The sequence below is a fragment of the Winogradskyella sp. SM1960 genome (assembly GCF_020179375.1).
Taxonomy (GTDB): domain Bacteria; phylum Bacteroidota; class Bacteroidia; order Flavobacteriales; family Flavobacteriaceae; genus Winogradskyella; species Winogradskyella marina.
Genome location: NZ_JAICBG010000003.1, coordinates 39,391 through 50,874, shown reverse-complemented (window position 1 = coordinate 50,874; position 11,484 = coordinate 39,391). Strand labels below are relative to the sequence as shown.

The window sequence follows — 11,484 nt, the reverse complement described above, 5'->3', positions numbered from 1 at the left end:
TTAAATCCTTTAAACAGCTGTGTGGATTTTATAAAAGTCGATAAAAAACGCTAATTGCAAATAGATATTTCATATTTATTAACGTTTAAATCCATGCCAACCATTATAAAGTATTACAATTAGTGTTGTACTTTTGCAGTTGAAATTGAAAACCGTAAATCTCTTGTAAGCAAACTGAAATACATTCGGCATGAATGCAACTGATTTAAGATTTTATCACGCAACGCAAGGTTTATTAGCTAACAGTATGTGTCCTAACTAAACAATAAACACTAGACATGAAAGGAATTTTATTAGTCAATTTAGGCTCGCCAGATAGTCCAAGTCCCAAGGATGTAAAAAAGTATTTGGGAGAATTTTTAATGGACGAACGTGTTATAGATGTTCCACTTTGGGCACGTACACTTTTGGTTAAAGGTATTATTTTAAATACCAGACCAAAAGCTTCGGCAGCAGCGTATAAGAAAATTTGGTGGGACGAAGGATCGCCATTGATTGTGTTGTCTGAACGCCTTAAAGATAAAGTACAGAAAAAAGTAGATTATCCTGTAGCATTGGCCATGCGTTACGGAAGTATGACCATTAAAAAAGGGCTACAAGAATTGGTAGATAAAGGTTGTACTGAAATAAAAACACTGCCGTTATATCCGCAATTTGCAATGGCAACAACAGAGACCATTGACGTAAAGGTTGATGAGTTGGTTGCTGAGTTTTTTCCTGAAGTTACCATTACAAGAACTCCTGCGTTTTACAAACGTGAAGATTATATTAACGTACTTTCAAAAAGTATAGGCGAAGTTCTAAATGATTTAGATTACGAACATGTACTTTTTAGTTATCACGGGGTGCCTGAGCGCCATATCCGTAAAAGTGACATTACCAATGGCAACTGCAAAATGAATGGTAAGTGCTGTTTTAAAATGGGAAGTGAGCAACACGAATTTTGTTACCGTCATCAATGTGAAATTACCACTATTAATGTGGCTAAAAAATTAGGATTAAAAAATGGAACCTATTCCACTACGTTTCAATCTAGACTTGGCTTTGACCCTTGGTTACAACCTTACACAGACCGAACCATTGAAAGAATGGGCAAAGAGGGTATTAAAAAAATGGCTATCGTCACCCCAGCGTTTGTCAGTGATTGTTTAGAGACCTTAGAGGAGATTGCTATGGAAGGCGAAGAAATTTTTCACGAAATGGGAGGCGAAGAATTTACAGTGATTCCTTGTCTTAATGAGCGAGATGATTTCGCAGAAGTGCTTAGCAATATGGTTGAGGAATGGGCGACTTCTAAAACAAAAACCATGTAATGGCCAAAGTATCTTCTGAAGCCTTAGGTAATGAGCCTATTGGGAAATTACTGATAAAGCAAGCCGTACCAGCATCTATTGGTATTTTGGTGATGTCGCTTAACATCTTAGTAGATACTATTTTTGTGGGCAATTGGATAGGTCCAACAGCTATTGCAGCGATTAATGTGGTGCTTCCTGTTTCATTTTTTATTGCGGCACTTGGTATGGCCATTGGTATTGGTGGTTCGTCCATTATTTCTAGAGCTTTGGGATCTAATAATGCCGTAAAAGCCTTAAAAACATTCGGGAACCAAATTACGTTAACCATTCTTATTACTTCAATTTTTGTAATTTTTGGTTTAGTTTACATCAATGAAATTGTGCCAGCATTTGGTGGAAAAGGGGGCATTTTCGAACCTGCAAAAGTGTATTACAGAATTGTATTATACGGAGTGCCAATTTTAGCGCTTTGTATGATGGGAAATACCGTTATTAGAGCAGAAGGCAAACCCAAATTTGCGATGTATGCCATGATGTTTCCGTCTGTAGGGAATTTACTTTTAGATGTTTTATTTATAAAAATATTTGATTGGGGAATGGCAGGGGCAGCTTGGGCAACAACCATTTCGTATGTTTTGTGTTTTTTGTTTGTGCTTTGGTTTTTTCTCTCAAAACATTCCGAATTAAAAATCAATTTTAAACACTTTGGATTAGATAGACCAATCGTAAAAGAAATTGGTGCACTCGGTTTTGTGACTTTAACAAGGCAAGCGATTGTTAGTGTTACCTATTTATTAATGAATAACATTCTGTTCGATTTAGGAGGTGAAACTTCAGTGACCGCTTATGCCATTGTTGGTAGAATGCTGATGTTTGCTTTATTTCCAATATATGGAATTACACAAGGATTTTTACCTATTGCAGGATTTAATTATGGTGCCGAAAAATTTGAACGCGTTAAAGCATCTATAATAACAGCCATAAAATATGCCGCTTTGCTAGCTACTATAGTTTTTGTGTTTTTAATGGTTTTTCCTGAGTTTATCACACGATTATTTACACAAGATGCTAAGGTACTTATTGAAACACCTCCAGCCATGCGTTGGGTGTTTGCAGCAACACCAATTGTGGCGATTCAGTTAATTGGGTCAGCGTATTTTCAGGCGGTTGGTAAAGCTATTCCTGCGTTGCTATTAACCTTAACACGTCAAGGGTTTTTCTTTATTCCTTTAATTTTTATACTGCCAAATTATTTTGGTGCTTTGGGTGTTTGGATGGCGTTTCCGATTTCAGATGTGTTATCAACTATTGTAACAGGATTTTTCTTGTATCGTGAAATGAAGGTGAATTTAGATCCTAAAATTGTTGACTGATTTTTAATTTCAAGACGTACGAACGTATATTTAAGCGTTTGAGATGTCCTGTTAAGGACAACATATTGGTAAATAATAACAAGGGTTTACAATTGTGCCTTTAGGTACAATATATGGAGTACCTAAAGGCACGCTAGATAAACGTAAGTGCTTGTTTTTACCTATTTGCTGTACCTGTCGGCACAGTTTGTAAGTTCAAATTAAACGATTGTCGTCGTATCTTATTATGAGCAGGACAGTTTAAGATAAGTTCAAATAATAACAGTGGCTATACCAAAATTAGATTGGTAAAACCCAGTCCAAAACCACATAAAATCACGATTTTTGTAATATGGAATACTACAACTATATAAAAGCGCTTCACCTCATATTTGTGATTACATGGTTTGCTGGCTTGTTTTACATTCCACGATTATTTGTATATCAAATTGAAGCCTTTCATAAACCATCACCTGAAAAAGAAATTTTAGGCAAACAACTAAAATTAATGGCAAAGCGACTTTGGTTTATTATTACGTGGCCTTCTGCAATTTTAGCCACTGTATTCGCTGTTTTGTTACTGATATTAATGCCAAGTTGGTTTCAGCAAGGTTGGATGCACGTTAAATTACTGTTTGTGTTTTTACTGTTTATTTATCATTATAAAACACATTTGTACTACAAACAACTTCAAAATGATGAGGTTAAAGTCACTTCTAGTTTTATGCGTATTTGGAATGAAGGTGCAACATTTATTTTGTTTGCGGTGGTGTTTTTAGTAATTCTTAAAAGTTCTATCGATTGGATTTTTGGAATTATTGGTTTGGTTGTTTTAGGAATTCTAATCATGTTGGGCTTCAAACTGTATAAAAATATTCGTTCTAAAAATCCGGATGCTTAATAAAAATTCCAATATTCAAATTCCAAATTACAAAAGGAATCTATTGAAATTTTGTTTTTTGTAAATTGAAATTTGTGCGTCGCACTTTTGGATTGATTATTGCTATATTTAAAACTTAGAATTTAGAATAAAAAAAATCGTACCAAGCGTATTTAGATGATTAATAAACGCCTATCCTTAAGAGCTCGTATAAATTTGGCTATGATACTGTTGGTGCTTGTAGCGTCGGTTCTGATTGCTGCAATTACTATTTATCAATATAGCGAAGAAGCCAAGGAATATCACAGTGAGCGATTAGAGCGTAAGGAAAAAGCGATTAAACAAAGTATTGATTTTGTTATAAGAGAAACCACATACCCTGTTTCAACAGAAAATATTCATTTAATTTTTAAAGATGAAATATTTGAAATCGATGCCATTCACAATCTACAAATTAACCTGTATGATTTAGACGGACAATTACTAAAAAGCTCGAAACGAACCATCCAAAGAGATTCTTCAGATCTTTGTTTAGATGCAGAAATATTAAATACATTATCTAATACTTTAGAACATCGCTATGTGGTGAAAAACAATGTGGCAGGTCAGACGTTTCAATCGTCATATACCTATATAATGGATGAAAAATTTAAGACCATTGCCATATTAAATTTACCGTATTTAGAAAATGACGACTTTTTTAATAAAGAATTAAAAGAATTTTTAATGCGCTTGGCGTATGCGTATATCGTATTGATTTTAGTTGCCATTATTATTGCTTATTTTATCTCTAAATACATTACCAAATCACTTAGAACCATAAGTGATAAAATGAATGAAACACGACTAGAAAAACGAAACAAAAAAATACAAATTGAATCGTCTAGTGAGGAGATTGAAACGCTTGTTAATTCGTATAACAGCATGATTGATGAGCTTGAAGCCAGTGCTGTAGTATTGGCAACCAACGAAAGAGAGCAAGCCTGGCGCGAAATGGCAAAACAAGTGGCTCACGAAATTAAAAATCCGTTAACACCGATGCGATTGACGGTTCAAAGTTTTCAGCGTAAATTTAATCCTGAAGATGAAAAAATTCATGAAAAAATAGACGAATACAGCAACACGTTAATTCAACAAATTGATACCATGAGTTCTATTGCTTCTGCATTTTCTAATTTTGCTAAAATGCCAGCGCAAAAAAGTGAAGTTCTTAATGTGGTACAAATTGTAAAAATGGCGCTTGATATTTTTAATGAAGACTATATTGAATTCCAGTCTTCATCCGAAAAAATCATAGCTAAATTCGATAGAACTCAGTTAATAAGAGTGGTAACTAATTTGGTTAAAAATGGGATTCAAGCTATACCAGATAATGTTGAAAGTCCGAAGGTTGAAGTACGTGTATTTAAGGAAGGAGACCATGTAAATATTACAATTAAAGACAATGGTTCTGGTATTGCTGAAGATACTAAGGATAAAATATTTGAACCAAAATTCACTACCAAATCTAGTGGAATGGGATTAGGATTAGCCATGGTAAAGAACATTGTAGAAACTTATAATGGAAGTATTACCTTTACAACGGAATTAGGAAAAGGGACTGTTTTTACGGTTTCATTTCCTGTGCAAGAAGCGACTATAAAATAAATAATTATAAATTGTTACTCTGAGAAAAGCTTGTGCTGAGCGCAGACTAAGTCTAGAAGAGTCTTAAAAATCAAACCAAAATGTCTTATAATACTATTATTTCAGAATACAGCGATGGCATCACAACCATAACCATCAACAGACCAAAAAAGTTAAATGCTTTAAATAAAGACACCATTCAAGAATTGCATGATGCTTTTGATGAAGCCGATTCAGATGATAATACCAAAGTTATCATCATAACAGGAAGTGGCGAAAAAGCTTTTGTTGCAGGAGCAGATATTAGCGAATTTGCGGATTTTAGTGTTGACGAAGGTGGAAAATTAGCAGCACAAGGACAAGCATTATTGTTCGATTTTGTAGAAAATTTAAGCACTCCTGTTATTGCTGCGGTTAACGGTTTTGCGCTAGGTGGAGGATTAGAATTAGCCATGGCATGTCATTTTAGAGTGGCAAGTACTAACGCCAAAATGGGATTACCAGAAACATCACTTGGAGTGATTCCAGGTTATGGAGGCACACAACGTTTACCACAATTAGTTGGTAAAGGAAGAGCTATGGAAATGGTAATGACCGCTGGTATGATCAATGCTGATCAAGCCTTGAATTACGGATTGGTAAATCACGTTGTAGAACTAGAAGCATTAGTACCATTAGCCGAAAAAATTGCAAGTAAAATTATGCGAAATTCATCGGTTGCCATTGGAAAAGCCATAAAAGCTATTAATGCGAATTACAAAGACGGAAAAGATGGCTACAAAGTAGAAATCAAACAGTTTGGAGAATGCTTTGGAACGGAAGATTTTGTAGAAGGTACAACGGCATTTTTAGAGAAGCGTAAGGCTGAGTTTCCTGGAAAATAAGTCTTGCTGCTATATAATGTACAGCATAGTAGAATTAGAATAAAGAGGAATTAAAGTTTTTTATGAATGATGCCTCACCAAACTATTTTAAACAAAAAAAAAGTGGGCTCTCTACAACCCACTTTTAACTAAATAAACTAATAAATAAACAATAATCTAAATTTTGAAATTTTCAACAAACACTCGATCATTTGCTCTAATGATTGCAGTGTAGTTACCTTTTTGAGTTTCGTCTAATTGGTAAACTCGAGTTAAAATTTCATTTCCTTTTACAGTCTCAGTGTGGATAAGCTCATTTTTAAAATATAACTCCACAACCATTTCTTTAGTATCAATGGCTAATTTTGAAATAATTACTTGAGATGCATTTGACCTAAATACAGGCTTAAATATCTTTTGTTTCGTAGTGTCTAAAAATGTAACAATATGATTTTGTACTTTAACAGAGTTAACTTCTATTTCAAAATCCTTGTTCACTTCAACAGTATACGTACCATTTTCTAATTGAGAAAAATCGTATAAGCTTTCCATGAAGCCATTGTGGTTAATACGCCCACTGTAAACAACTTCTCCGTAAACGTCAGATACAGAAATGAAATCTCCTATACTAACCATGGTAGCCGATGGTGGAACCTCTTCTATTGTATTTGCGAAACTTGTACATGTTCCTAATAATACTGTTAAAACTAAAATGCTTTTAAATATCTTTTTCATAATTTTTGTTTTTAAAGCTGGAATTGTGACTTGGGTTATAGCAATTTTTTCATGCTCCGGCTTTAAATGATTTACTGATACAAAGTTAGAGCAGATTTACACCTTAGAAAACAACCATTTTGGCATATTTATATGCAAAATTAACCTTATTGACGCAATGTGTGTTTGTATGTGTTAATATAGTATATATTGGTGGTAATTTGCCATAGGTTTGGGTTTTATAAACAAAACGGATGTATTGCGGTTACTTAAAAATCATATATTATTTAAACTGTAATTTTTAGAGGTAGAGTCCTAATTATTATAAATTTTAAAACCATATACAAATGGATCTTTGCAAATTGGTCGATACATTTACTTCATAAAGAAAACCAAGTAGAGTATTTGCAACAAAAAAAAAGTGGGCTCTTATAAGCCCACTTTTATTAATATAATTATTAGCTAATCTATAGACTGAAGTTTTGAACAAATACTCTATCGTTAGATGTAACGACTGCAGTATAGTCACCTTTAATACTATGATCTAGTTTGTAGATTCTATTTAATATATCACCACTTTCATTAATCGATTCTGTGTGAATTAACTCATCGCCATAAAAAATCTCAACACCCATTGATGGATTGTTTAATGCTAATTTGGTAATTATAAGTCGGTCTTTTTCAAGTCTAAAGACAGGTTTATAAATCTTTTCACTTCTTTGGTTAAGAAAGTTAACGTTATGATTTTTAATTTCAACAATGCTCACTTCTATTTCAAAAGATTTTTCTACTTCAATAGTGTAAATACCATCTTTTAATTGTGAAAAATCGTAAAGACGACTAATATTTCCATCATAATTAATAAGTCCGCTAAAGATGACTTCTCCAACAGCATCTGTAACAGAAATTGAGTTTCCTTTTTTAACACTATTAAAGGTAGGTAAAACCTCTAATGTTGCATTTGCGTAGCTTGTGCATGTTCCTAACAACACCGCTAATACTAAAATGTGTTTAAATAATGTTTTCATAATGTTTCATTTTTTGGATTACACTGATTTTTTAAGGGATCAGTTTAAATGATTTTACATGACAAAGGTATCTTGGTTTTAGCTTCCATAAAACATGGATTTTGGCACATTTATATACATAATTATCCTTATGGGCGATATAATTATCATATTAGGTTAAAATAGTGTATATTATTGGTAATTTGCTATAGGTTTTAAAATTGAATAGACTTAACTTTGCCTTAATTAATAAACTATGAATAATAGAAAACCTACATTAGAAAAAATAAGTCCAGAATTTGGAAGCTCCATATTGGTAAGAAAACATAAAATTGATGCTTATAAAGGTGAAAAAAAGCCATTTTGGCATTTTCACCCAGAAATAGAATTGGTTTATGTTAATAAAGGACAAGGGAAACGACATATAGGTAATCACCTCTCTTACTTTAATAATAGTCAACTGCTATTAATAGGATCAAACTTGCCACATAATGGTTTTACAGATCGATTAACTATAAATGGTTCGGAAACTTTGGTACAATTTAAACCCGAATTTTTAGGGGATCATTTTTTCGATATTCCAGAAATGGAAAAGATTAATCAGTTATTTGAGCGTTCTAAAAAAGGAATTCTTTTTGGTGTAAAAACGAAACAAAAACTTGGGAGTAAAATAGAAAAGCTAAATGAAAAAACAGGCTTTAAAAAGATTTTAATCCTATTAGAGGTATTACATGGTTTAGCAAAATCTGAAGATTATGTATTGTTAAACGCAGACGGTTTTGCTTTTGAAACGGAACCACAGGACAGTGCTAAAATTGATGTTGTTTTTAAGCACGTTAACCAAAACTTTAACGAGCATATTAGCTTAGATGAAATTGCAGACAAGGTGAATATGACGGTTCCTGCGTTTTGTCGCTACTTTAAAAAAGTGACAGGTAAAACATTCACAAAGCTGGTAAATGAATATCGTATTGTACACGCTACAAAATTACTTTCGGAAAGTCAGATGAGTATTGCAGATGTTAGCTTTGAGTGCGGTTTTAATAATTTTTCACATTTCAATAAATTATTTAAAGAATTTACAGGAAAAAGTGCTTCTAAATATAGAAGTGAATTAAAATTAATGGTTCAATAATTATTATGGGTAAGAAAATAAATACCGCAATACTATACTATTCTAAAAAAGGTCAAGATATTTTAGATGCCGTTAACTCGAATACAAATTTAACGGCTGATGAACTCATTCATTATGGTGAAGAGATGGCTGTTATTGAATATAAGTTAACAGCCTTAGAGGTTGCTAAAGAGAGCTAAACGTTCTATTTTATACCGTCCCATTCTGCATAAAACTGTTTTAAAAAGCCTTCCATATAGTTATGGCGTTCTAAAGCAATGCGTTTGCCTGTTTTAGTATTCATCTGGTCTTTTAGCAATAGCAATTTTTCATAAAAATGATTGATTGTTGGTGCATCTGAGCTTTTATACTGCGCTTTGGTCATGTTGAGGTTGGGCTCAATTTCGGGATTATAAAGCGCTCTGTTTTTATAACCTCCATAATTAAAACAACGGGCAATACCAATCGCTCCAATAGCATCTAGGCGATCTGCATCTTGGACAACTTCCATTTCTTTTGAAGTAAACGCCGTATTTACATCCAAGGAATTTTTAAACGACATATTTTGGATAATCTGAGTAACATGTTCAATTACCGAACTATCAACATCATTCTCTAGTAAAAATTGTTGTGCTTTTTTGGGGCCAATGGCTTCGTTGCCATCATTAAATTTTGAATCTGCAATATCGTGCATAAGTGCAGCCAAACTTACAATTTCAATATCAACCGGCTCAGTTTTAGCAATTAATAGGGTGTTCTTGTACACACGTTCTACGTGAAACCAGTCGTGTCCTCCTTCAGCATCAATTAGTTCTTGTTTTACAAAAGCAATTGTGGAAGCAATTAGTTTACTTTTATTATGCATAAGACTATTTTACGCAGGATCTACCCACTTAAACTGATATGAGTTTTCAGGAATCTTCATACGTTCAGACAAACGATACATTCTAGGAGGTAATTTCATTAAATAATCTCTCGCTTTTTCCGCTTCATCGTTTAAGCCTGTCATGTTTCCAATGTCCCAACGGTCAATAAGTTTTTGAAGAATATCTACATAGTCGTTTGAGGTGTAGACTCCAATACGTTGTGCAGTATAAGAAAACTCTTCGAAAGCCGTACCTATACTTTCGCCAGATTCTCTTAAGAAATGTGCTGGCATAGCAATTTTTCGTTTCATCATATCGTGAAACGCCATCATCATCTGATTAGGGTCTACGGCAAAAATACGCTCAACAAACTCAGAATATGCATGGTGATGACGCATCTCATCGCCTGAAATAATTTTACACATTTTAGCCAATTGCTTATTCCCTTTTTGTCGGGCAATTTTAGCCACACGATTATGAGAAATATACGTCGCTAATTCTTGAAAACTGGTGTAAACAAAGTTTTTATAAGGATCTCTTCCGGTACCAATGTCAAAACCATCATTTATTAAATATTGTGTGGTTTTTTCAATTTCTCGCATATTTACGCGACCAGATAAGTATAAGTATTTATTTAATACATCGCCATGTCGATTTTCTTCTCCTGTCCAATGTCTAAGCCATGTAGACCAACCGTTTCGTTCTATTTGGTCTACGCCTTCTACATCCATAAGCCAAGACTCGTAGCTAGGAAGTGCTTCTTCGGTAATCATATCTCCAACTAACACCACCCAAAAATCATAAGGCAATTCTTTAGATAAGGCTCTAATTTCTTTGACCTCTTCGTAAAATGATTCTTTTGTAGGGTCTGGTAAAAAGTCTGTAGGTTGCCAGATTTTTTCAACAGGAATTAAGTATTTTTCAATTAGGGATTGTACATCTTTTTCGAGATGCTGCATCACTTCCAATCTTACATTTTTCAACGACATATTTGATGTTTTTTTAAAGGGTTATTTTTCGATAGCTTCAACAATGGTTTGTTCAACTTGCTGAATTAATTCGACCTTATTTGTAAAGTTAATAATTTCTAAGGGCTTATGCACAGTAAATGTCATATGATTTCCTATTCCCATTGGGAAATTTCCATAGCGTAACATCTTCCATGAGTTGTTTACGGTTACAGGAACAATGAGGGCAGAAGGTACTTTTTTAATAAGCATTTCTAAGCCTTTGGATTTAAATGGTTTTGGAACTCCTGTTTTGCTTCGTGTGCCTTCAGGAAAAATAACAGCTGCTCTTTTGGTTTGTTCAATATAGTCACCAAAAGTCATCATTGCTGCTAAGGATTGCCTCGGATTTTTGCGATCTATTAAAACCGATCCGCCATGACGCAAATTGTAGGATACACTTGGTATGCCTTTTCCTAATTCTTTTTTAGAGACAAACTTTACATGGTGCTTACGCATATACCACATGATAGGTGATATATCAAACATGCTTTGATGATTAGAAACAATTATTAAAGGGCGATCTGTACTAATTTTATAAGGATTGTAAAATGATATTCTAGTGCCTAAAAGGTTGAGACAGCGCATTATAAAAAATTGAAGCCAATCTACACTAATTTTAAGTGCTTTATAACCAAATACATTAAAGCTAATCCATTGGATGACATGAAATATAACCAAGGTTAATCCAAAGCATAAATAAAATACCACCGAAAGCGGATAGGCTAGTAGTTTTCTCATGATACAAAAATATAAAATG

The 11,484-nt window shown here is 33.5% G+C and carries 12 protein-coding genes; 7 read left to right on the top strand and 5 right to left on the bottom strand.

Annotation, left to right across the window (positions count from 1 at the left end; genetic code table 11):
- The first annotated feature begins 278 nt into the window (after window positions 1-278).
- The 5 genes from hemH (at window position 279) to K1X16_RS09070 (ending at window position 6,037) form a co-directional block, all read left to right on the top strand.
- Window positions 279-1,313, top strand: coding sequence for a ferrochelatase (gene hemH / locus K1X16_RS09090; RefSeq protein WP_225035858.1), 1,035 nt, complete (start codon window positions 279-281; stop codon window positions 1,311-1,313).
- Window positions 1,313-2,668, top strand: coding sequence for an MATE family efflux transporter (locus tag K1X16_RS09085; RefSeq protein WP_225035857.1), 1,356 nt, complete (start codon window positions 1,313-1,315; stop codon window positions 2,666-2,668). Before hemH ends, K1X16_RS09085 begins: the two co-directional genes overlap by 1 nt.
- Before the next feature lie 331 nt (window positions 2,669-2,999).
- Complete coding sequence (locus K1X16_RS09080) at window positions 3,000-3,548, top strand: CopD family protein (RefSeq protein ID WP_225035856.1); 549 nt, start codon at window positions 3,000-3,002, stop codon at window positions 3,546-3,548.
- 201 nt (window positions 3,549-3,749) lie between these two features.
- The gene (locus K1X16_RS09075; protein ID WP_195870517.1) at window positions 3,750-5,174 is read left to right on the top strand and encodes an ATP-binding protein; all 1,425 of its coding nucleotides are present in this window, start codon (window positions 3,750-3,752) and stop codon (window positions 5,172-5,174) included.
- Between the two features lie 80 nt (window positions 5,175-5,254).
- Window positions 5,255-6,037 carry an enoyl-CoA hydratase/isomerase family protein gene (locus K1X16_RS09070; protein WP_195870211.1) on the top strand — a complete coding sequence of 261 codons (783 nt, stop codon included), beginning with the start codon at window positions 5,255-5,257 and terminating at the stop codon, window positions 6,035-6,037.
- Between the two features lie 156 nt (window positions 6,038-6,193).
- Here K1X16_RS09070 and K1X16_RS09065 read toward each other — a convergent pair whose 3' ends face one another.
- Both K1X16_RS09065 and K1X16_RS09060 read right to left on the bottom strand, forming a co-directional pair.
- On the bottom strand, window positions 6,194-6,751 hold the full coding sequence (locus K1X16_RS09065; RefSeq protein WP_195870210.1) for a hypothetical protein: 558 nt from the start codon (window positions 6,749-6,751) through the stop codon (window positions 6,194-6,196).
- A 446-nt stretch (window positions 6,752-7,197) separates the two neighbouring features.
- Window positions 7,198-7,758, bottom strand: coding sequence for a hypothetical protein (locus K1X16_RS09060; protein WP_225035854.1), 561 nt, complete (start codon window positions 7,756-7,758; stop codon window positions 7,198-7,200).
- Between the two features lie 235 nt (window positions 7,759-7,993).
- Between K1X16_RS09060 and K1X16_RS09055 the strand changes: the two genes are divergently transcribed.
- Window positions 7,994-8,872 carry an AraC family transcriptional regulator gene (locus tag K1X16_RS09055; RefSeq protein WP_225035853.1) on the top strand — a complete coding sequence of 293 codons (879 nt, stop codon included), beginning with the start codon at window positions 7,994-7,996 and terminating at the stop codon, window positions 8,870-8,872.
- A 5-nt stretch (window positions 8,873-8,877) separates the two neighbouring features.
- Complete coding sequence (locus K1X16_RS09050; RefSeq protein WP_195870207.1) at window positions 8,878-9,051, top strand: hypothetical protein; 174 nt, start codon at window positions 8,878-8,880, stop codon at window positions 9,049-9,051.
- 5 nt (window positions 9,052-9,056) lie between these two features.
- Here K1X16_RS09050 and K1X16_RS09045 read toward each other — a convergent pair whose 3' ends face one another.
- From K1X16_RS09045 to K1X16_RS09035, 3 genes are read right to left on the bottom strand one after another with little or no spacing between them, the layout of a single operon-like run.
- Complete coding sequence (locus K1X16_RS09045; protein WP_225035852.1) at window positions 9,057-9,716, bottom strand: HD domain-containing protein; 660 nt, start codon at window positions 9,714-9,716, stop codon at window positions 9,057-9,059.
- Between the two features lie 9 nt (window positions 9,717-9,725).
- Entirely contained in the window at window positions 9,726-10,706 is a 981-nt protein-coding gene (locus K1X16_RS09040; RefSeq protein WP_195870205.1) for an acyl-ACP desaturase, read from the bottom strand.
- A 21-nt stretch (window positions 10,707-10,727) separates the two neighbouring features.
- On the bottom strand, window positions 10,728-11,465 hold the full coding sequence (locus K1X16_RS09035) for a lysophospholipid acyltransferase family protein (protein ID WP_225035851.1): 738 nt from the start codon (window positions 11,463-11,465) through the stop codon (window positions 10,728-10,730).
- Between the last annotated feature and the right edge of the window lie 19 nt (window positions 11,466-11,484).

Excerpts from the sequence above, each read along its gene's own strand:
- hemH (WP_225035858.1), top strand. The coding sequence starts at position 279 with ATGAAAGGAATTTTATTAGTCAATTTAGGCTCGCCAGATAGTCCAAGT.
- K1X16_RS09085 (WP_225035857.1), top strand. The coding sequence starts at position 1,313 with ATGGCCAAAGTATCTTCTGAAGCCTTAGGTAATGAGCCTATTGGGAAA.
- K1X16_RS09080 (WP_225035856.1), top strand. The coding sequence starts at position 3,000 with ATGGAATACTACAACTATATAAAAGCGCTTCACCTCATATTTGTGATT.
- K1X16_RS09075 (WP_195870517.1), top strand. The coding sequence starts at position 3,750 with ATGATACTGTTGGTGCTTGTAGCGTCGGTTCTGATTGCTGCAATTACT.
- K1X16_RS09070 (WP_195870211.1), top strand. The coding sequence starts at position 5,255 with ATGTCTTATAATACTATTATTTCAGAATACAGCGATGGCATCACAACC.
- K1X16_RS09065 (WP_195870210.1), bottom strand. The coding sequence starts at position 6,751 with ATGAAAAAGATATTTAAAAGCATTTTAGTTTTAACAGTATTATTAGGA.
- K1X16_RS09060 (WP_225035854.1), bottom strand. The coding sequence starts at position 7,758 with ATGAAAACATTATTTAAACACATTTTAGTATTAGCGGTGTTGTTAGGA.
- K1X16_RS09055 (WP_225035853.1), top strand. The coding sequence starts at position 7,994 with ATGAATAATAGAAAACCTACATTAGAAAAAATAAGTCCAGAATTTGGA.
- K1X16_RS09050 (WP_195870207.1), top strand. The coding sequence starts at position 8,878 with ATGGGTAAGAAAATAAATACCGCAATACTATACTATTCTAAAAAAGGT.
- K1X16_RS09045 (WP_225035852.1), bottom strand. The coding sequence starts at position 9,716 with ATGCATAATAAAAGTAAACTAATTGCTTCCACAATTGCTTTTGTAAAA.
- K1X16_RS09040 (WP_195870205.1), bottom strand. The coding sequence starts at position 10,706 with ATGTCGTTGAAAAATGTAAGATTGGAAGTGATGCAGCATCTCGAAAAA.
- K1X16_RS09035 (WP_225035851.1), bottom strand. The coding sequence starts at position 11,465 with ATGAGAAAACTACTAGCCTATCCGCTTTCGGTGGTATTTTATTTATGC.